General features: G+C 60.7%; 21 protein-coding genes. 6 read left to right on the top strand and 15 right to left on the bottom strand.

Annotated features, from left to right (window positions below):
* Nucleotides 1-277 precede the first annotated feature (277 nt).
* From PSCI_RS26680 to PSCI_RS26655, 6 genes are all read left to right on the top strand, one after another.
* On the top strand, nt 278-1,681 hold the full coding sequence (locus tag PSCI_RS26680) for an MBOAT family O-acyltransferase (RefSeq protein ID WP_045492897.1): 1,404 nt from the start codon (nt 278-280) through the stop codon (nt 1,679-1,681).
* Between the two features lie 49 nt (nt 1,682-1,730).
* Nucleotides 1,731-2,789: an SGNH/GDSL hydrolase family protein gene (locus PSCI_RS26675; RefSeq protein ID WP_231906522.1), complete on the top strand. Its 1,059-nt coding sequence runs from the start codon at nt 1,731-1,733 to the stop codon at nt 2,787-2,789.
* Between the two features lie 151 nt (nt 2,790-2,940).
* A complete protein-coding gene (locus PSCI_RS26670; RefSeq protein WP_231906520.1) occupies nt 2,941-4,053 on the top strand; it encodes an SGNH/GDSL hydrolase family protein in 1,113 nt (370 codons plus the stop codon).
* Between the two features lie 322 nt (nt 4,054-4,375).
* Nucleotides 4,376-4,615 carry a type II toxin-antitoxin system RelB/DinJ family antitoxin gene (locus PSCI_RS26665; RefSeq protein ID WP_045492890.1) on the top strand — a complete coding sequence of 80 codons (240 nt, stop codon included), beginning with the start codon at nt 4,376-4,378 and terminating at the stop codon, nt 4,613-4,615.
* On the top strand, nt 4,605-4,895 hold the full coding sequence (locus tag PSCI_RS26660; RefSeq protein ID WP_045492887.1) for a type II toxin-antitoxin system RelE family toxin: 291 nt from the start codon (nt 4,605-4,607) through the stop codon (nt 4,893-4,895). Before PSCI_RS26665 ends, PSCI_RS26660 begins: the two co-directional genes overlap by 11 nt.
* Nucleotides 4,896-5,182: 287 nt before the next feature.
* Complete coding sequence (locus tag PSCI_RS26655) at nt 5,183-5,737, top strand: hypothetical protein (RefSeq protein ID WP_144403350.1); 555 nt, start codon at nt 5,183-5,185, stop codon at nt 5,735-5,737.
* A 74-nt stretch (nt 5,738-5,811) separates the two neighbouring features.
* On the opposite strand, the gene PSCI_RS29365 is transcribed toward PSCI_RS26655, so the two are convergent.
* From PSCI_RS29365 to wecB, 15 genes are all read right to left on the bottom strand, one after another.
* Complete coding sequence (locus PSCI_RS29365; RefSeq protein ID WP_144403349.1) at nt 5,812-6,033, bottom strand: hypothetical protein; 222 nt, start codon at nt 6,031-6,033, stop codon at nt 5,812-5,814.
* Between the two features lie 162 nt (nt 6,034-6,195).
* Nucleotides 6,196-6,552 carry a GFA family protein gene (locus PSCI_RS26650; protein ID WP_045492882.1) on the bottom strand — a complete coding sequence of 119 codons (357 nt, stop codon included), beginning with the start codon at nt 6,550-6,552 and terminating at the stop codon, nt 6,196-6,198.
* 5 nt (nt 6,553-6,557) lie between these two features.
* The gene (locus tag PSCI_RS29480) at nt 6,558-6,701 is read right to left on the bottom strand and encodes a hypothetical protein (protein ID WP_158497600.1); all 144 of its coding nucleotides are present in this window, start codon (nt 6,699-6,701) and stop codon (nt 6,558-6,560) included.
* 5 nt (nt 6,702-6,706) lie between these two features.
* Nucleotides 6,707-7,102: a lysozyme inhibitor LprI family protein gene (locus tag PSCI_RS26645; RefSeq protein ID WP_045492879.1), complete on the bottom strand. Its 396-nt coding sequence runs from the start codon at nt 7,100-7,102 to the stop codon at nt 6,707-6,709.
* Nucleotides 7,103-7,163: 61 nt separating this feature from the next.
* Entirely contained in the window at nt 7,164-7,457 is a 294-nt protein-coding gene (csgH, locus tag PSCI_RS26640; protein WP_045495061.1) for a curli-like amyloid fiber formation chaperone CsgH, read from the bottom strand.
* Nucleotides 7,458-7,462: 5 nt separating this feature from the next.
* Nucleotides 7,463-7,969 carry a curlin-associated protein gene (locus PSCI_RS26635; RefSeq protein ID WP_045492876.1) on the bottom strand — a complete coding sequence of 169 codons (507 nt, stop codon included), beginning with the start codon at nt 7,967-7,969 and terminating at the stop codon, nt 7,463-7,465.
* Between the two features lie 18 nt (nt 7,970-7,987).
* Nucleotides 7,988-8,812, bottom strand: a complete 825-nt coding sequence (locus PSCI_RS26630; RefSeq protein WP_231906518.1) for a CsgG/HfaB family protein — start codon at nt 8,810-8,812, stop codon at nt 7,988-7,990.
* 90 nt (nt 8,813-8,902) lie between these two features.
* On the bottom strand, nt 8,903-10,039 hold the full coding sequence (locus PSCI_RS26625; protein ID WP_045492871.1) for a hypothetical protein: 1,137 nt from the start codon (nt 10,037-10,039) through the stop codon (nt 8,903-8,905).
* Nucleotides 10,040-10,109: 70 nt separating this feature from the next.
* A complete protein-coding gene (locus tag PSCI_RS26620) occupies nt 10,110-10,529 on the bottom strand; it encodes a curli assembly protein CsgF (protein WP_045492869.1) in 420 nt (139 codons plus the stop codon).
* A gap of 10 nt (nt 10,530-10,539) precedes the next feature.
* A complete protein-coding gene (locus tag PSCI_RS26615; protein WP_045492867.1) occupies nt 10,540-10,980 on the bottom strand; it encodes a CsgE family curli-type amyloid fiber assembly protein in 441 nt (146 codons plus the stop codon).
* Between the two features lie 443 nt (nt 10,981-11,423).
* Nucleotides 11,424-12,296: a hypothetical protein gene (locus PSCI_RS26610; protein WP_045492865.1), complete on the bottom strand. Its 873-nt coding sequence runs from the start codon at nt 12,294-12,296 to the stop codon at nt 11,424-11,426.
* A 2-nt stretch (nt 12,297-12,298) separates the two neighbouring features.
* Nucleotides 12,299-14,254: an NfrA family protein gene (locus PSCI_RS26605; protein WP_045492863.1), complete on the bottom strand. Its 1,956-nt coding sequence runs from the start codon at nt 14,252-14,254 to the stop codon at nt 12,299-12,301.
* Nucleotides 14,251-16,359 carry a glycosyl transferase family protein gene (locus tag PSCI_RS26600; protein WP_045492862.1) on the bottom strand — a complete coding sequence of 703 codons (2,109 nt, stop codon included), beginning with the start codon at nt 16,357-16,359 and terminating at the stop codon, nt 14,251-14,253. Before PSCI_RS26600 ends, PSCI_RS26605 begins: the two co-directional genes overlap by 4 nt.
* A 12-nt stretch (nt 16,360-16,371) precedes the next feature.
* Nucleotides 16,372-18,576 (bottom strand): cellulose biosynthesis cyclic di-GMP-binding regulatory protein BcsB, encoded by a 2,205-nt coding sequence (locus PSCI_RS26595; RefSeq protein WP_045492859.1) that lies wholly within the window; start codon nt 18,574-18,576, stop codon nt 16,372-16,374.
* 48 nt (nt 18,577-18,624) lie between these two features.
* A complete protein-coding gene (gene wecB, locus PSCI_RS26590) occupies nt 18,625-19,872 on the bottom strand; it encodes a non-hydrolyzing UDP-N-acetylglucosamine 2-epimerase (protein ID WP_045495059.1) in 1,248 nt (415 codons plus the stop codon).
* Nucleotides 19,873-20,584 lie beyond the last annotated feature (712 nt).

Below are 20,584 nucleotides of genomic sequence, written 5' to 3'. Positions count from 1 at the left end.
CTATCTATCTAGATAGCTATAAATCTAAATCCGGTGAACATGCCGGTGATCGCTTCTCTCAAGACGTGTTCTTATCTTGCCAATATGAGCTACCCCCCCCCTGTACAAGAACCGACATTTCAAGCGGCTGTACAACCTATGAGTTAGCGCTCCAGCTTCAACTGCGCTCTATCTTTCAGGCTGCGTTCTTCATACATCCTGTTACAGATCCCTACGCTCTGACATAATCGCGCCGCTTCGCCCAGCCCGCTGAAATCGGACGTAACGGACTACGCGCATGAGCTATTTCTCGATCGAATTCGGTCTCTGTTTCCTGCCTTTTTTCATCCTCTACTGGGGCCTGTGCGCCAGCACGCGCTTGCAGAACCTGCTGTTGCTGGCGGCCAGTTACGGCATCCTCGCCTCGTTTGGCCTGAGCTTTCTCTATGTGCTGCTGGGCTACACCGCGGTGGTATATGGCCTGGGGCATCTGAGCGCGCGATGGCCCGGGCGCTGGTTCATACGGCTGCTGATACTCACGGTGGTGTTTGGCTGTTTCTACTGCTTCAAGTATCAGGACTTGCTGGCCACGACCGTGCAGGCGGCCGGGCAGTCATTGGGTCTGAACCTGGCGTTGCCGGTGTTTCAGGTGCTGCTGCCGGTAGGGCTGTCGTTCTATGTGTTCCATTCGGTCAGTTATCTGGTGTCGATCAACCGGGGCGAGCTCAAGCCGGCGGGGCTGCCGGATCTGGCCCTGTACCTGGCGTTCTTTCCGAGCCTGATTGCCGGCCCGGTGAACCGAGCCTTGCATTTTCTGCCACAGATTCGTCCCGACGGCCTGCGTCAGGTGCTTGAGCCGCAGCGCGCGCTGGGTTTGATCGGTCTGGCGGCGGTCAAGCTGTTTTTGCTCAGCTCCTGGCTGGCCAACGAGTGGGTCGACCCGATTTTCGACACCCCCTCGGCGGGTTCGCCGGAGCAGATCCTGCTGGCGGTCTACGGTTACTCGCTGCAGATCTACTTCAACTTCAGCGGCTACACCAACCTGGTGACCGGCATCGCGCTGTTGCTGGGCTTTCGCTTGCCGGACAACTTCAACGACCCGTACCTGGCGCATAACCTCAAGGAGTTCTGGGGCCGCTGGCACATCAGCCTGTCGCGCTTTATCCGCGACTACATCTATATCCCGCTGGGCGGCAACCGGCATGGCCTGTGGCTGGGTATGTTGTACATGATGATCGCCATGCTGATCTCCGGTCTTTGGCACGGCGCCAGCGTCAACTTCATCGTCTGGGGCGCGCTGCACGGTATTGGTCTGGCGATCTATAAATTGTGGTCGCACTGGGTGCCTGAGCAGGCCAGTTGGCCGGGCGGACGTCTGTTGGCACGTTTGCTGACCTTCCATTACGTGGCGTTGGCGTGGATCTTCTTTCGCAGTGCGACGCTGGAAGACGCCAGCGAACTGCTCAACGGTCTGGCCGGTCTGTCATTGCACGGCCTTAGCAGTGATGCGGGGCTCAAGGTGTTGGCGTGCCTGGCGGTGCTGGTGTTGTATCCGGCCTGGGTGAGTGTCGTGCGTGAGCTGCTGGCGGCGGGCGAGCGGATGCCGGCGGTGGTGTATCCGGTGGTGCTGGGGCTGTTCATTTCCGTGGTCATCTTTGCCTCGCCTGCGGGCGTGCCGGGTTTCATTTATGCCAGTTTCTGAGTCCACCACTGTTGGGAGCAGTCTGCGGGTTGCGTTGAAGACCCTGCTGATGCTGCTGACGACCATGATCATTCTCTGCTGGCTGAATCAGGACTCGATGCGTCTGTACTGTCAGCAGAAGTACCACCGCAGTTGCGAACTGCCCGGGCTGGGCGATAACCCGGCGTGGCGCCTGGGGGCGGACATCACGCGGGCCATGGGCCAGGGGCGCGATGCGTTTGTCGCCGAGCTTGGCAAGCGTACAGACGGCGTGCCGCCGGAGCCGGTGGTGCAACTGCCCGCCACGGTGGCAGCGGTGACGGTCATGGCCGGTGCTGCCGAGGCACCGGTGTATATTGCGCCGGTCGAGGTTCCTGTACTGCCGCCGCCTGCTGCACCCCAGACGCCTGTTGCGGCGCCCGCAGTATCGACCGTCGCGCCGGTGCCTGCCCGTTCAATCAATACCCGGCAGGTCATCCTTGAGCCCGGCGACGAGGTGTTCTTTGTCGGCGACTCGCTGATGCAAGGCGTGGCGCCGCATCTGGCCAATACCTTGCTCAAGCGCTTCAACATCAAGAGCATCAACCTGAGCAAACAGAGCACCGGGCTTGCGTATCCAGGCTTCTTCAACTGGCCGCAGACCGTGCATGAAACCCTGGAGGCGCACCGCAACATTCGTCTGCTGGTGGTGTTTCTCGGCCCCAACGATCCCTGGGACATGCCCGAAAGTCGTGGCAAGCCATTCCTGCGTTTCAAGAGCGAAGCCTGGGAAGCGCTATATCGTCAGCGTGTGCAATCGATTCTCGAACAGGCCCGGCAATACAATGCCCGGGTCATCTGGGTCGGCCCGCCGAACATGAACACCCCCAGACTGTCCACGGCCATGCAGTATCTGCGCGAGGTGTATCGCAGTGAGGCGCAGCAGTACCAGCAGTTCTACCTGTCGGCCAACGATGTATTCGGTTACGGCGCCGATGATTTTTCGTTCTACATGACCGACGAGACGGGCAAGAAGAGCAAGATTCGTGGGGACGACGGTATCCATTTCACGCCATTGGGCCAGCGGCTGATCGCCAATAAGGTGCTCACCCTGATTGATGTCCACCAACCTGGTTTATCGGAGCGTTGAGTTGATCAAACATGCCCTTTGGGGTGCTTCTAAAAACGCTGCGATGGCAACGCAGGTCGTTTTTAGACGTGCCCTTTGTCTGCTGCTGACGGGCCTGTCCCTGAGTGCGGCTGCGGTTCAGCCTGAAGCGCCGCGCCCGCCCACGCGCATCGTGACCAAAGCCTGGACACCCTTGCTGCCGGCCAACCGGGTCGACCCGAACCTGAGCCAACTGGCGCTCAAGCTCAAGAACGCCCAGCGTCAGCCGGTCAATATCGTCCAGTTGGGCGACTCACACACGGCCGCCGACTTGTTCAGCGGCGAGCTGCGCCGGCTGTTCCAGCAAGACTACGGCGACGGCGGGATCGGTTTTATCGCCGCCACGCCGGTCCCGGGCACCCGTTACGAGCAGGTGATCATCAACACCGGCAAACGTCAGTGGGACCTGGTGTCGGCGCGCAATCAGCAAAGCACACAATTTCCGCTGGGCGGCTACCTGTCGCTGCCGATCGCCAGCCGTCCCGGCGTGACCCTGCAAAGCCGTGAGCCGAGCGAACAGCGCTATACGCTGTCGACCCTCTACCAGACCAGTCGCGGCACCATTTTGCAGGCTAAAGACACCGCGACCCAGGCCCGGGCATTGCCGGTCACTCAAGGCCAGTGGCGTTTCAGCCAGCCGATCAGCAATGTGCGCCTGCCTGTCGAGCTGAACTTTGCCAGCAGCAATGGTCTGGCGGTGGGCGGCTGGCTGTTGCAGTCGCAGCGCAACAATGGCGTGCTGTATTCGGCGCTGGGCATCAATGGTGCGACCTTCGATGTGGTCGACAAGTGGCAGGCCGGCTGGCTCGACACCCTCAAACAACTGCGCCCGGACTTGCTGATCCTCGCCTATGGCACCAACGAAGCCTACGACGACAGCCTGGAGCCGGCGCTCTACGAGCAGCGCCTGCGCGAGCGGCTGCAGATGCTCCGCAAGGCCTTGCCCGGCACGGTGCTGCTGGTGGTCAGCGCCCCGGACTCGGTGCGTAACAAGCGTGCGGCGCGTTGCGAAAGCAAACAGGCCAACAACCTGCGCCCGGTGATCCAGATCCAGCGCCGGGTCGCCGCTCAGGTCAATGCGTTGTTCTGGGACTGGCAGGCGTTCATGGGCGGCAACTGCGCCATCGAGCGCTGGCAAGCCCGCGACCTGGCCCGCCCGGACCTGGTCCATCTGACTGCCGAAGGCTATCGGCAGAGCGCAGCCGGGTTGTATGCCTGGTTCAAGGGCCAGGTCGGTAAACGCTAGGTCTTTTCAGCAGACAATAAAAAACCCGCCGCAGCGGGTTTTTTGTCCCAGACCATTCCAACTCCCTGTCGGCAGTATCCCTTCACGGTCGATCGTCCTTGATCCTGGTGAGCATCCTGTTCACCAGTGGTTGGATGTAAATATAGGCCTGTCGCCGGGGGCAGCAAATGGCAATTGTTCTCTGCTGCGTGTAAGCCTTTGGCTATTGCTGAAAGGATCTGTGCACCATGACTGGACAGGTCCGTACATCGCCAAAGGGGCTTGCTTGAAACAGAAATCTGGTTCAGTGTATGCACAAATGTCATTACATCGAGGGTTGGTCATGGCGTCCATCAACATCCGTATCGACGATGATCTGAAACTGCGGGCTTACCGGGAGCTGGAGAGGCTTGGCGTTACCCCCTCCGAACTGATGCGTCAGGCGCTGCAATATGTGGCAGAACGGGGGCAGTTACCTTTCAGGCCGGTTTTGGTTACCGAAGAGGATGAAGCGCTACTGACAACACTGCGTGAGCGGCTTGCTGAACCTCAGCGAGTAAAGGTTTCACTGGATGACCTTTAGTCTTGAGTTTGATGCGAGGGCGTTGAAGGAGTGGCACAAGCTTGGCGATACCATTCGCCAGCAACTCAAAAAGAAGCTCGCTGCAGTGCTGGTCAATCCACGTGTTGACGCCAACCGACTGCAGGGGTTTGCAGACTGCTACAAGATTAAATTACGCAGCAGCGGATATCGCTTGGTCTACCAGGTTATTGACCATGAAGTGGTCGTGTTCGTGGTGGCAGTAGACAAGCGTGAACGTAGCCAGGTTTATACCAAGGCGGCTGAACGCTTGAAAAACTGAAAGCGCAGAAAAAACAAAACCCGCCGCAGCGGGTTTTTTGTCCCAGACCATTCCAACTCCCTGTCGGCAGTATCCCTTCACGGTCGATCGTCCTTGATCCTGGTGAGCATCCTGTTCACCAGTGGTTGGATGTAAATATAGGCCTGTCGCCGGGGGCGGGCAAATGGCAATTGTTCTCTGGCGCGTGTAAGCCTTTGGCTATTTGTACCTGGAGGCTACCATTGGCGGCCGTGCCACGTTGAAAAGCTTGCCGCTTTGGAATGGGTCAAAGGGAATGAAGGCATTTTGTGGACGATTTGATCGTTGAGCGCCAAGGAAATACGACGATGAAGAAAACTGCCGTGCAGCTGGGAGACGACAGCCTGGCAGATGCCTTTCGTGAGCTGATGAATGCAGTCATCAATATGCGTGAGGCCGGAGTCGACCTGAATCAGGTACAGCATGCCCCCGAATTCACCTATCTGTTGACCCCCAAACAGTTTGACCGGATCAAGCGGATTTGCCGGGAAAAGGGTTGGCCTGAGCCAAATCAAAGGGGAATTCTCATGGACCTCCAGGCTATTGCTCACCCCTTGGACGCTCGCGAAACCAAAGATCACTGTACGTCGGAGGAGGCTTTGCAGATCCTGGTCAACGCGTACTGTGCCTATAGCCAGGTGGGCCTGAATAAGCCAAAGCATGCACAAGGCATTCTCTTCAATACGGGCAGAAAGGTCAGTATAGGCCGAGGTAGCTACTACGCTCTGGCTGTTGTGAAGGTGTGCGAGGATGGGGTCAGAAGGTACTTGGCCCCAGTCACTGCGTATCACGCGACTGAGGCCAAGATCCGGAAAATCAGGTGACTACGAGGAAGGACGGCTTCGAAGGCGAGTCTCCTGCATTTAAGCAGAACAACCCATACGCCCAGGATTTCCCTTCATATGACCTTGGCTAGCCAGGTCTTCGCAGCTCCGCCGACAAATTTTCTGCTGTCTGCGTAGTCGTGGTCGATTTTAAGCAACACCCTTTGGGAATGCAAATCTGCCCTTTTCGTTAGACGTACTGAAAAAGGTACATAAGGATTTTGAGGTATAACGAGCCGTTGCAATACCGCAGAAAAAACAAAACCCGCCGAAGCGGGTTTTTTGTCCCAGACCATTCCAACTCCCTGTCGGCAGTATCCCTTCACGGTCGATCGTCCCTGATCCTGGTGAGCATCCTGTTCACCAGTGGTTGGATCTGAATATAGGCTTGTCGCCGGGGTGCGCAAATGGCAATTGTTCTCTGGCGCGTGTAAGCCTTTGGCTATTCGTACGTACGCTCAAACAAGCCGGTCTTCAAACGAGTGATACTCCGGCTTGAAGTCCAGGTTACGTGGGTCGTCGAAGCAGCCGATCAGCAGGGCGACTGTCGGCGCATCGTCTATCGCACCGAGTGAGCTGCCGCAGGTGGCGCAGAAGGCCCGGCTCGAATAGTCGCTGGAACGCCAGGTGGCCGGTGCACCGCCGGGGCCGGTCCAGCGTATCTGGTCGCTGGGGTATTCCACCCAGGGTGCGCTCAGGCTGCCGGTGTGGCGCTGGCAGAACCGGCATGAGCAGTTGTGCGGGTTGCCAGCGGCGCCGTGGGCTTCGAAGCGGATCGCACCACACAGGCAGCCGCCGGTAAAGGTCTGGGCCATGTGTTTCATCCTGTTGAATACTGCACCGTCAGCCATGGTTTCCAGGCCATCGTCGCTCTGTCGGCGTAGGCCGGTTGCTCGGGCGTGGCACTCGTCTGGCGTATTTCCTGAAACTGGTAGCCGGGCAGGTAGTGGTCGAGCAGGTTCATGACGCTCACATACCCGCCAGTCCTTCCAGCTCATCAGCCCGCCGCGCGGTGGCTTCGAGTACGCAACTGCTGCTGTTGAGGCGGTCCATGGTGCCGCCGGTGAGCTGGGCATAGAAGCTGCAGTTGGCATCGCGGTACTTGATCCACTGGCGCTGGGCCTCGCGCAGCAGCGCTTGCTGGGTTTCGCCGTGGGCAGCCAGGGCGGCTTTGTACTGGGCGTTGAGGCGGGCGTCGTGGCGTTTGAGCTCGGCTGCGTTGCAGTCGAGCATTTCCACCGTAACGCCGCCGGAGGTGTCCATGCAGCGGTCATAGGTGACGCTGTATTGCGGTTCTTTGGCCTGGACAGGCAGTGCAGGCAGGATCAAGGCGGTGAGAAGCAGCAGCGAGCGTGGCAGCGACATAGGTCCCTCTGTCGATCAGTGATGTTGGCGACAAGCATACTGATTCGCAGCCGGATATGGGTTATTCGCAATCGCGTTCGAGTTGTTTGAGCACCTGATTGTCCTGCAGAACTTGCAGATGGATCTGGCATGTCGCGCCTGAAGGCAGGCTGATTTGCACGACTGAAGAGGCCACGCCGCTGTGCAGGTCGCCGCTCTGGCTGATGCTTGAGGTGCCGTTGCTGCTGGTCTGGCGAACGCTCAGGCGGTATTGCAGGGTCAGCGGCGCAGGGCTTTGCAGCAGCGGGCTTATCAGCACCGCCTCGCCGTTGCGCTGGGTGTCGATCGATACCACCAGTTGGGAGATGTCGATCATCGGGGTCACCATTGTTTGATGCTGGCGGTGGAATTGTTGCCGTACTGGGTGACTGAGGCCGTACCGCCGAAGCCGCTCTGTTGCACGCTGGCCTGGTTGCCATTGCCGTACTGGCTGACCTGCGCCTGATTGTAGGCGCCGCTCTGTTGGACGTTGGCGCTGTTGTTCAGACCGTTTTGTTGCAGGCTGGCCTGGTTGTAGCTGCCGGCCTGGCTGAGCACGATGTCGTTGGCGTTGCCGGTCTGCTGCAGGTAAGCCTGGTTGTTCGCGCCGCTCTGGCTGATCTGCGCCTGGTTGCGATTGCCGTCCTGACGCTGGGTCAGTTGCTGGCTGGCACCGCTTTGCTCGACCCGGGTCTGGTTCCAGGAACCGATCTGTTCGATGTTTGCCACTTTACCGTTGACGATGCCGGCGTAGCGGGCTTCAGCTTGCAGATCCGCGGCCTGGCAGAGGCCGCTGCTGATCAGCAGGACGGCGGCCAGGTAGCCGCGCAGGTTGAGATGAAATGCCATGATCTGCTCCGTAGAGGATTATTTGTCGGACCCGGTAAGAGGCATGGCCAGCGTCTGTTCGTCGTAATTCTTCAAATAGGCCTGCAGCAGCGGCTGGTTGATGTCGTCAGGGTTTTTCAGACGCCAGCTGCCGTCACGCACACCTTGGGCAACCATGTGCACCAGCGCGGTCTCGATGGCTTCACGCACACACTGCTGGACCGGTTCGTTGCGGCTGATACCGGTCTCGACTTCCAGCAGGTGCTTGAGCGAGACATATTTGAAAACGCCGAAATCGACCTGGATGGAAAAGATCGTTTTGGTCGTGGTGATGCTCTGGATAATCTCGCCCGTGCGGATGTCCACGGCCCGCAGGTTGACGGTGACCTGATCCTGGCGATACAGCTCTGAAGGGCCGATGCCCAGGTAACGCACGCCCAGACCGCCGGTGCGCACGTTGCTTTCGTAGCCGACGATGGCGCCTTCAACGATCAGGTTGGCGGGCCGCAGGGGGGGCAACTGTACCTGGGCCTGGTCCTGAGGTTGCTCCAGCGCGCGGATGATCTTGCGCTCGGTGAGCAGGTCCTGCAGGTTTTCACGCTCCATCGGCTTGAACCACTTCGAGTCACGCAGGGCGGTCACCAGCAGTGACGCGGCGCCTTGGGTGACGGCCGTGGAAAACGAGCTGTCTGGTGAAGGCTTGTATTGGCCGGTCTGGTCGCGCAAGCCATAGACTGCCACGGAAATCGGGCCGGCCGGGGCTGGCAGGTTGGCCAGATCGCGGGAAATTTGGGTAGGGGGAGCCAGCGATGCGGGGTTGAAGGTCGCCGCTGGACGGGACGTAGCACAACCGCTGACCAGCATTGCTGCACACACAATTAATGATAACGCGCGGATGTACATGTCCGTGACTCTCCAGAACGCCCCGCCGGGTGAGCGGCGGGGCTACAGCCATTAACGCTGGGTGATAGTGGCGGTGTTGCCGGCGCCGCCGGTCTGGGTAACGTTGGCCACGTTGTTGCTGTTGGCCTGGGTCAGCGCCACGACGTTGCTCTGACCGACCAGGCCGATGCCGCTCTGGTTGACGTTGGCCACGTTGTTGTAGCCGTCCTGCAGCAGGCGGGCTTCGTTGTAAGCGCCGGTCTGCACGGTGTTGGCCTGGTTGTTGTTGCCTTTCTGCTCGACGTTGGCGACCAGTTTCCAGCCGTAGGACTGGTTGACGTTGGCGGTGTTGTTGCTGCCCTGGGTCTGCTTGACGGCGGCGCTGCTCTCAGCCACGGCGGTCTGGGTGACATAACCCTGGTTCTGGTTGCCGTTGGCCTGGGTCACGGTGGCGGTGTTGTTCCAGCCGCCGTTCTGGCCGATGGCCGCTTTGTTGGCACTGCCATAGCTTTGGTCGATGCCGGCCGCGTTGTTGTAAATCGCGTACTGCTGGTTGATCGAACCTTCGTTGCTGTCGCCGCGTGACTGGGCAATGGTGGCGGTGGCCACGTTGTTGCCGACCTGGGTCACCCAGCCCTTGTTGTTATTGCCATCGCGCTGGCTAATGGTGGACTGCGCAGCGTTGTTGACTTGCTGGTTGCTCGACGCCAGGTTGTTTGAGCCGGCCCATTGAATGGTGTTGCTGGTGGTGCCGTTGTTACCGTTCTGGGTGGCGTACGCCTGGTTGTTGTTGCCGCCGTAGGTATGGCCCTGGTCGATCTGCACGGTGCTGTTGGTGTTCCAGGTCTGCTCGACGCTGGCGGTGTTGTTCGCGCTGCCCTGTTTCACAGCGGCTGTCTGACCGCCATTACCAACCTGTTTGATGCCGGTCTGGTTGCTGTTGCCGTTTTGCTGGGCTGTCGCGGTGTTGTTGCTGCCGGCCTGCACCGCGCTCACGCTGCTGCTGGTGGCGGTCTGCTCGATACCGGCGGTGTTGCGCCTGCCGTTCTGCTCGGCATAGACCGAGGACTGGTTGGCACCGATCTGAGTCGAAGTAATGGCGTTACTTGAGCCGTTCTGGATGGCGTTGACGGTGCTGTTGTCAGCCAGTGCAGAACCGGACAGGGCAACCAGAACCGCGAGTGAAAGCAGGGATTTTTGAGTGCGCATGGACGTCTTCCTTATTAATAGGATCAGGTTCTTGAGGTCGGTGAATGCAGGAACAGCAAGTACGGCGGTATTACGGTTGGTTCACTTGAAACTGGGTGGTCTGGCCGGTTCTTTTGTCGGTTGTGACAATCTGTAGCAGCCCGCCTTGCAAGTTGGTAATGGCAATACTGAAGTCGGTGGTTTCAACCACGCCGGGCGAAAGTTTGCCATCGGCGCCCACGATGCTGGAGGTCACTGCCGAAGAGACCCGGCTTAAAATGGCGCTCTGCAACATGCTGTTGAACTGCTCCAGCGAACTTTGGGTGGTGGACGCGCTGGACTCTTTGAACTTGTTCTGTGCCGTGGCCTGGTTCATCAACACCGAACCGTTCAACGGATTGCCACCGAATGAAGGGTTGACCGGTGTGTAGACCAGTTCGCTGGCCTGCACGCGACCGCCCAGAATAAAGAGCAGCCCCAGGCTGATAGGCAACAAAGCATAACGGTGCATAACCTTACCTTTAGAGTTCGTCGCGACCGATATCGGGATCGTCAAAAAACTGTGCCACCTGATACTCCAGAATTGCCTGATAAACCTGCTCTGCGGCATTGGCGCCCAACGCCGGGATAAGGCTGCGGTTAGGCGGCAGAAACATCTGCACCAGGCGCCGGTGGCCGTAATCGACAAACACCTGACTGCCCAGCCGGGCCGTGGGCCGTTCGCTGATGGACACGCTAAAGCGGCCATCGGGGTCCTTGTCGTTCCAGGCACTGGCGAAACTGTCGTAGAACGCGCGACCTGCCAGGGTCATGGTTTGCGCCACGACCAGACCGCCCACGTCCTGGTCGAGCGTGCGTTTTTGCGTCAGCGCTGGCGTTTGATCGACACTCGACTGCGCCAAGCCAATAGAGGCCAGTACCAGTTGCAGAACGAGAACGCTCAGGAGCCGGAAGTAGTTCATGGGTCGTTGAGTCACAACAGGTGTGTGATGCCAATTTATAACTGGTTAATTACAAAGTGCTACTGTTTTTTAAACTAAACAGGAAATAATTTTCTGGCGCCAAATTGTTATTTATAACTAACGAAATGAATGGGCTTATGGGGTGTTTTCTGGCGTCAATAATAGATCTGGGCGCGCCAGCCTTTCATCAGGGGCCGTCAGGCGAAGAGGTGACGTCAATTAATTTGACGGGTTGAGCACATAAGCCATTAAAGGCATGATCTAACGGTGGGCCGGTTATGGGTGTTGAGAATCCCGCGGGCGATGAAATATAAAGGCGGCTTATAGGCCGCTGCCCGGATATAAGATGGCGTTATTTGGCATCAAATGAATTATTAGTTGCATTCATTTGAGTGAGGTATTTAACCGTGCCGGTTGTTGTCTTACGGCACCCCGGCAGATGTTTATTGGTTCAGACCCTCGACCAGCTCAGGCGTCACATAGTGTGGGCCATCGAACAGGTACAGCGGATAGCCGGCATACGCTGCCATTTGTGGTTTGAGCTCATCCAGCGTTGCCGGACGAAAGCCGCCGCCCCATTGCGGCCGGAAGGCTTCGACGATCAGCCGTACGCGGTCTTTGCCCAGCCGCTGGCTGAGCACGTCCATGTAAGTGCGGGCCACCGGCGCGGTGCGCGCATAGACGCCCACGCCGTCCTGGAAGAACACCCCGACATCTGCCGGCAGCCAGCTCTGCAGCCAGTCGGCAGTGGCGGCAGGGCCGATGTTGGCACCGTCATAGACACTGATCCACAGCGGGCGAGGCAGTTTGGCCAGTAGCGCGGGCAGCTCTTTGGCGCGGGTCCAGCTGGGGTCGACTTCCGCGGGGAAATACCAGCCGGTGACGTTTAGCGGTGTCTGGACCCTGGCCAGCTGTTCTGACAACGCTGCGAGGTGCTCGATGTTGTCCCGTGAGCGGTTTTCGCTGAAATAGCCGGCCAGGCCGAGAATCACACCCTGCGCCCAGGGTTCGCGGGCGATGCGTTCCCAGTCGGGCATCACCGGCACGCCCGGCAGGCCGGTGCCGGGTATGAATGCCTGATCGTCGACCACTGACCACTGCACCAGCAGCTCTTTGGCGCCGAGTGTGTGCCACTGGCCCTGGATGCCCACCGTCGCGTTGTCCGGCTGCCAGACGATGCCGGCGATGTCGGGCGCGGGCCGCTCGCTGTCGATGGCATAGAGCAATCCGGTACCGAGTGCTATCAAGCCCAGCAGCACGCCGGTGAGCACCCGGGCGCGGGTTGACAGACGACGGAGCAGCGGTAGCTGGGGCATGGTCACCACGAGTAGGTAAAGCGAGCGAAGACGCCTTCGGCGCGATCGTCACCGAAGACCCGCTCGCGATATTGCAACGACAGGTCAATGTAGGACTGTGGTGCCTTGCTACGAGTTTCACGCATCCAGTAGCGCACCCCGACACCGACTCCGACGCCGCCGGCGTTGCCGGATGAGCTGCGCTGGCGGCCCAGGTCATCGACCTGGCTGCGCATCTTCGAGTCGTAGTCGGCGGCCGCCACGATGTGCGGGAAAATCACCAGCCGGCGGCTGATACGGTCCAGACGAATGCTGCGGCCGATCTGCCATTCGCTGTTGAAGTAGTTGCGCCTGTTCTGCAGGTAGCGCCCGGCCTCCATATACAGTTGGGAGGTCCACCAGCTGGGTTTGTCGACCCGCAGGTCGGTGCCGATGCTTGAGCCGTAGCCCAGGCGCACCAGCCAGTCGCCGTCGACATTCGAGCCGGCCAGCGGGAAGGTGCGCTCCAGGGCCAGCATCACGTTGTACGCCGACAACGGCTTGAAGCGGATCCCCAGCGCGCCTTGCAAGGCATCGCGACCGGTGTCGTTGTCGTCCTTGCTCCACAGTGTGTCGGTCAGCCGACCGTACAGCTCGAAGAACCGCGCATTGTTGTAGCCCAGCGGGCGCCAGGCCACTTCGGTGCTGTTTTGCAGGCTGTCGTTGCTGGCCCCCGGTGCGCCGCCCAGACCGCTGCTGGTGCTGGCGCCGCGGTAAGTGCTGGTGTTGGTCAGGCTCCATTGCCGTGACAGGTCGGCGACCGAGCGACGGGTGTCGAAGACCTCCTGTTCGCTCATGTCCAGCGTGCCGGCCCGCTGGTAATCGAGCACCCGCTCGAAGTAGGCAATCGCCTGCACGTCATTGCCACTGCGCTGTGCGGTATAGGCCGCGTTGCGCAGGTCGACCGGTTTAAGGCCGGTACTGCGGTCCACCTGGCGAAACGTCGCCAAAGCTTGATCCTGCTCGCCGGCCTGGCTGAGGAAGTAGGCAATCTGCACTTCGTCGCCGGCCTGTAGCTCGCCCTTGGCCCGGGCCTGTTGCAGATAGCGAAGCGCTGTATCGGGTTGGCCCATGGCCGCATACAGCGCCGCGCGTTCACGGTCGGGCAAGTTGCCTACGGCGAGCGCCTGGGCGTAGTCCTGGCGCGCGCCGGCGTCGTCGCCCAGGCGCTGGCGCAGCTGCCCGCGCTGGGCCAGTAGCGTGGCGTCATTGCCTTGCAGGGCCAAGGCTTCGCTGGCGGCGGCGCGGGCCGCTTCGTATTGCTGATGGGCGATCAGGGCACTGACCAGCAAGCGCCGGTACGCGACGTTCTGCGGATAGCGCTGCACCACATCATGGGCCAGGCTCACTGCCTTGTCGTTGTCACCCTGGGCCAGAGCCTCGTAGCCTTTGGCGGCAATCACTACCGACTGCTGTTCTTCGATCGCCTGTCGGCGGCGCACCAGCTCCGGTTGCGGCCCCAATGTTGCGATGGCCTCGGTGGTGGCTGCGTGGGCTTGCTCCAGCTTCTGCTGGCGTTGCAGGGCTTCGATCAGCATCAGCCGATAGTCGAGGTTTTCAGGCGCTTGGCTGATGGCCTTGAGTGCAGCCCTGGCGGCGGCATCGTAATGGCCGTTGCGGTATTCGCGCAGCGACTGATTACCGGCCAGATAACCGGGTTTTGGCCGTGCATCGGGGTATCGCTCGGGGTGGTCGCGGCGATCCTTGTCACGTAGCGCCAGTTTGACCAGATCGTTCAGCTCGCTCACATCAGGACGCTGGCGCAGGGCTTCACGGGCTTTGGCGACCGCCTGGTCGTAATCTTTGCGGTCATAGGCCAGGTAAGCCTCGTTGGCCAGGTGATACGCCGGGCCGCTCAAGGCCAGCGGCAGGACTTCGGCCATGACGCTGGCCGGCAGCAGGGCCAGGCTTGCCATTAACGGCAGCAGTGCGCGCTTCATGGCGTGGACTCCATTGGCTCAAAACGGTATTGGCGTTCAACGGCCTGTTCGATGGTCTCGCGCGGCAACACGCCCAGATCCACCAGGTAGTCGCCGATTCTTCCGTGTTGTTGTGGCTGATAATTGAGCATCGCCCGGTCGAACACCGTACGGTCGATCAGCCCGGCTTCGATCAGCAAGTCGCCGAGCAGCGGCGTGCCTTTGGCAGGTTGCTGGCCGTGTGTGGCGGCGCCGATCCGGCGCAGTTGGGCGTTGATTTCGCTTTCCCGGGCAATCAACTGCAACGGCTCACCGCCCAGCGCGATGCTGATTTGCTGCAGCGCTTCGTCGCTCAGCGGGCTGGTCACGGCGATGCGTGGCTGGCCGTGTTCATTTGCGCCCAGCGCCACGGCACGCCAGCGCAGGACGAGCGCATGGTCGAGCAGGTCATCCTGACACTGCGCCTGCAGGTCGAAGATACGTGGCAGGTCATTTTGAAAGGCGATCGCCTCGGCCAGGGTTTCGTCATCCAGCCAGCCACGGCTCAGCAGGATTCGGCCCAGCGGCAGGGGACGGCTGTGCTGTTCATCCAATGCGCTTTGCAGCCGCTCATCACTGATCGCCTGCCACGACAGCAGCACGCTGCCCAGCTTGCGCGGCGCGCTGGCCACCAGGTCGGTGGAGGGGAAGTCGTGCATGGTCTTGTCCCAGACCAGCTTGCGCCCCAGCAGCTTGCCAATCAGGAACATGCGCCAGGCGCGGGCGGCGGCCATGAAGTTGACGAAGTTGCCTACCACCATGCGCGGGATCGACAACAGCCCGTGCTGCCAGCCGTACAGCACGCTGGTGAAATAGAAACGGTGGGCCATACGCCACAGCAGTGCCGCGCCGTTGGCCAGCAACAGGACACTCAACAGGTCACTGTTATCGAACAGGGTCGGAAAGCTGGTATCCCACAGGCCGCTGTAGCGCAGCACGATCAGCGCCACCAGTTGAATCAGGATGAGGTAGGCCAGGATGCTGACGAACGAGGTGACGATACCCTTGCGGTCGCGAAACAACAGATAACGGTTGGCCAGCGAGCCGCTCCAGCCCATCTGCTCCCAGCCCTGCAGGCCGATGCCCAGGGTCCAGCGGGCTTTCTGGCGGAACGCGGTGCGGAAGGTATCGGGAAAGAACTCGCGCACGCACAGCGGCATGTTCAGGGTCGATTCATACGGCTTGCGAAACCACGACTTGCGCAGCACCCGGAACTGCACCGGGAAGCGCACAAAAATCGCGTTCATGCCGTATTTGGCCAGGCGCGCACCGACGTCGTAGTCCTCGGTCAGGCTGTCGGTGTTGAACGGCTGGTTCTGGTTTTCCGCTGCCAGCACTTCCAGGGCGCGCCGTGAGAAACAGGTGCCGACCCCGGCCGAAGGCACGGTGTCGGTCATGCTTTCGCGCACCACCAGATCCTTGCCGTGCCATTCGGCGAACTCGTCCATGTAAGTGCCTGCCACCCACTCGTACCAGTTACGCTCCAGCGATACCACCGGCAACTGGATCATGTCCTTGCGCGGCAGCAGGTAGTTGAACAGGCGCAGCTCCAGCGGATGCAGCACGTCTTCGCTGTCATGCAGCACGGTGCCGGCAAAGCTCATGCCGTGGGTTTTCTCGTAGTGGAAGATCGCCTGGATCACCCAGTTCAGGCAGTCGGCCTTGCAGGTCGGCCCGGCATGCGGTACCTCGACGCGGTGCAGTTGCTTGTAACGGCGGCGCATCCGTTCGACTTCATCAATGGTGCGCTGGTCATTGATGTAAGTCCCGACGAAGACCACGTAATGCTTGTAGTCCAGGGTCGAGACCATGTTTTCGATCATCGGCGCGATGACGTCGTACTCCAGCCAGGCCGGGACCATGATGGCCATGGGTTGCTGGTCACGGGCCAGCAACTGCGCCTCGGTCAATGGCCGGTAGCGGCGCTCGGCGGTGTACTTGCGGTACAGCCGCCGCGCCCAGTACCACAGGTCGACGATCAGGTCGTCGAGGCTGGAGATGAGGATGATCACCGCGACCACCAGGGTCGCGGCTTCCAGGTAGCTGTAGTAATGAGCCAGCCAGTACGGCCAGTAGAGCGAGGTCATCGAGCGGTCCCGTTACTGGCGTTGACGGCGGGCGCGGCGGCCGGCCAGCAGGATGACGACGAGCAACAGCAGGGCACCGGGGATCAGCCACAGCAGTGACGGCTGACGCCAGGCCTCCAGGCCGCGTGGCTCGTCGGCGTCGATCAACTGACTGCCGCTGGGGTCGTGCGTGTCGAAGGTCGACAGCACACCTTCAGAACCCAGTATCGAGGCGTTGCCGCGGGTCAGCAGCAGTGACTCATCGAACTGCGGGGCATGGCTGCCCAGGGTGCGATACACCAGGCCCTGCTGACCGCCGGACGTGACCACTTGCAGGGCGGCCATGCCGTCCAGCTGTTGCAGGTCAAGCAGGCGTTGCTGCTTGTGGTTGATCAGCAAGCGGCCCTGGTCGTCGACCTGCACAGCGGCATCGCTGTCCTTGATGGGCAATTCGAAGGCCAGAAACGTCTGGTCTGGGGCCACCGCGGCCTTGCCGTCGGCCTGCACCTTGAGCTGCGCACGCAGTGGCGAGATGCCGGCCGCGTCGGCGATCTTGATCAGGGTTGGCAGGCTGCTGGCGGGTTGCTCCAGCCAGGCTTGCGGTACCAGGATCTGGCTGTTTTTGGCAAAGCGTGCGGCCATGCCGGCGAAGTCGCTGCCCGGCGTGCTGTCTTTCAGGACGATATGGCTGGTGGGCAGCACCGTGACTGGAAACGCCTGCGGGGTTTCCAGGCAACGGTTGCTGACTGGCTGGCGCTGGAACGACACGCGCAGCACGTTACGCGAGCCCAGCGCATAAGCCGGAATCCGCGCCTCGATGCGTTGCTTGTGGCCATCGCTGACCAGTTGTGCGGCGCCGATCAGGTAATCGTTGAGAAACACCGAGGCCACCGGTGCGGTACTTGAAGCGCCCGGTGAACTGGCCAGATCGACCACCGCCTTGACCGGCAGGCGGCCGTCATAGGCAACGTTGCCCAACGGGAAAGTGGCGCTCCAGTCACTCTTGGCCAGCACTTGCAAACCACCCGGTGAGCCGCCCAGACGTGACAGGGCCAGACGCCCGTCCTCGCTCAATGGCAGTTGCGCTTCGGCAATGGTCAACTGACGATTGCGGGCCAGTTTGTTCCACGCCGAGTTGAACAGGCTCATGGCCTTGACCGTGGCGTCGGGGGCGATCAGCAGCATCGGCCGGGCACCGACCAGCGCCAGGCGCGCTTCGTTCTTGCCCAACGCGCCGAGGCCTGCGCCGATATGCCGTTGGCGCCACTGGGTCAGCGCGGCAGCGGCCTGACCATCCAGGCTCTGGACTTCGGCCTGCAAGGCGTCCAGGGCCAGGTTGATGGCCTTGAGCAGCTGCGCATCGTCAATCGCCAGATCAGCCTGCACATTCGGGGTCTGGCCCAGCACCAGCAGGGCACCCACTTCGGCGGGGGTCTTGAGGGTATAGCGGCCCTGGCCTGCCAGGCTGGCGAAAGCCGGCACGTTGCGCAGCGCTGCAGGGATATTCAGGGCGCTCAGATCAAGCTGATCGCCCACGGCGCGCAACGGCAGAATCTGCGCCTGCTTGCCAATGCGCTCCAGCGCCACCCCCAGGCGCCAGACCGCGTCGTAGCTCTGCGCGCTCAGGCTGCCGGGCGCGACCAGCACGCCGGGTTTGCCAGGCAAGGCGTTCCAGGCCGCGCCGATATCACGCAATTGACCGGCGTCGTAGCTGTACTGCAAGCGGGTGTCGGGCTCGATGCGCAGCACGTTGCCGATGACCCGTTCGTCTTCGCATAGATCCCGGGAAACGATCGACGACCAAGCCACGCCCAGCCGCACCGAACCACTGTCACGCGGCGCCTTGTCGACGCCCAGACTGACGCTGGCATCGCCTTGGGCTTCGTTCAGGCCTTGGGCGCGCACCGGGTAGCCATCGAGCGACAACAACAGGGTGTTGCGGCCGCCTTCGCCATTCAGGTAACTGGCATCGAACTTCAGGCTGGCATCGAGCAGCGGCACGCCGGCCGGTACCGGCAGGTACAGCTCACGTCGCGCATCGGTCGAGCCCAGGATGATGGGCGCCTTGATGCCCAGTTCCGCCAGGCGGATCTCGCGGTCCTGGCGCAGATCACTGTTGAGCCGGGCAATGGCCTGGGTCAGCGGGCTGTCGGCGGCCAGGGTCAGGTTGGGGGCGAGCACAAACAGGCTCGCACCCCAGGCCAGGGCGCTGAGAGCGCCCGCAGGGATGGACTTCATCAATGTGGTCTCGAACGAATGGAAATCGCGGGTGAAGTAAGCGCCGAACTAGGAGTTGAACGGCCGTGAATACGCTGAGTGCGCCGCCGGTGGCAGGCTTGCGGTATTTTGTAGCCAGTCTGCGCGGGGCCAGTCGGCCTGGCCGGGAACGAAATCATCGACCGGTCGGCCCATCAGTGCATCGACGATGCGCGTGCAGGCTTTGCCGTCGCCATAGGGATTGTTGGCCTGGGCTGTGCGGCGCCAGAGCAGGTCGTCGTCATACAGCGCACTGACGCCCTCGACAATCGACTGCGGCGCGGTGCCGACCAGCCGCACGGTGCCAGCGGCCACGGCTTCCGGGCGCTCGGTGACGTCGCGCATCACCAGCACCGGTTTGCCCAGCGACGGCGCCTCTTCCTGAACGCCGCCGGAGTCGGTCAGCACTACGTGGGCGCGTTGCATCAGGCGCACGAAGGACAGGTAATCCAGTGGCTCGATCAGGTGCACGTTGCCGAGGTTGCCCAACTGCTCGGTGACCGGGCCCTTGACGTTGGGGTTCAGGTGCACCGGGTAAACGATCTGGATATCCGGACGCTGTGCCAAGGTACGCAGCGCCTTGCAGATATCGAGAAAACCTGCGCCGAAGTTCTCGCGCCGGTGACCGGTCACCAGCAACACCTTGCGGCTGGGCAGCAGAAAGCTGAACTGGTGGTCCAGGCGCTGGCGCAGTTCGCTGTCGCGTTCGATGCGCCGGGCCGTTTGCTGCAAGGCGTCGATGACCGTGTTACCGGTGACGAACGAACGGCCCTGCTGGCGTTCGCCAAGCAGATGGCGACGCGCCTCAGCGGTGGGGGCGAACAGCAGGTCGGCGGTCATGTCGATACTGCGCCGGTTCATCTCTTCAGGCCATGGCTGGCGGATATCGCCGGTACGCAGCCCGGCCTCGACGTGGCCTACCGGAATACGCCGGTGGAAGGCGGCCATCGCGGCGACCATGGCCGTGGTGGTATCGCCGTGGACCAGCACCCGGTCGGGCTGGGCAATCTCCAGCATCGGGTCGATGGCCTCGAACAGTGCGGCGGTCAGGCCGTTGAGCCCTTGATTGGGGCGCATGACCTCCAGGCTGTAATCGGCTTTGAGCTCAAACAGTTCCAGCACCTGGTGCAGCATGTGTTGATGCTGGCCAGTGACACAGACCCGTGAACTGATACCGGGCTCGGCGGCCAGCGCCTTGACCAGCGGTGCCATCTTGATGGCCTCGGGGCGAGTGCCGAAGATGGACAGAATACGGACTTTGGGTTGGTTGCTAGCGATGGTGGCCTCCCGCGCAGTCATCGTGCGCTTACAGCAGTCGGCCCGTACGCTACAGCGTGCGGGCAACTAATGATTCGGGTTCTATCGTAGTACCGGGGTCAACAGAATCGACACTAGGGGGGTCACATCATGTGATGAAGAACTGCACTGCTTTGCATCCCGGAAGTGCAGGGATTATTAGCACTTAATTTAAGAATTGCAAAATATTAATTTGATTTTTGCGTAGGAAAGAACGGGAAACTTTTGAAGTTACGGGCAGTCGTGATTAACTCAAACGAGGGTGTTATCGTTTTGATATCATCGTAAATATATGATATTTATCATTTTTCTATTTTTGATTGAGCTGTTTTGAGGGTATTAATTATCTGACGCTCACGCATTGGCTAGCGACTGTTGTTCGACTGAGCGGAGTCATTAATGTCAGCACTATGACGCCTGCATATTGGCAGAATGGCGAACGGGTTGGCAGAACGCGTAGAGTGCGAGGAATTAAAAGTTCAATCATTTCGTACAGGGCGAAACAGGACCGCCGCAAGGTGGGAAAGTTCAGCAGGCTGATGCGTTGAGTGCCGTGTTTGCGCACTATTAGTCGTCAACCGCGGGCGGTTAATCATCGGCCGGGTTGAGAATGATTAGCGGGTTCAATATTGATCGGCCGTCGGCTGTCCTGCGGCGTATTGCAATGGTCTTCGCACAGGCTTGGTATTTTCTG

Origin of the sequence: Pseudomonas sp. StFLB209, assembly GCF_000829415.1 — a bacterium.
GTDB lineage: Bacteria > Pseudomonadota > Gammaproteobacteria > Pseudomonadales > Pseudomonadaceae > Aquipseudomonas.
This window is presented reverse-complemented; position numbering and strand designations above follow the sequence as displayed.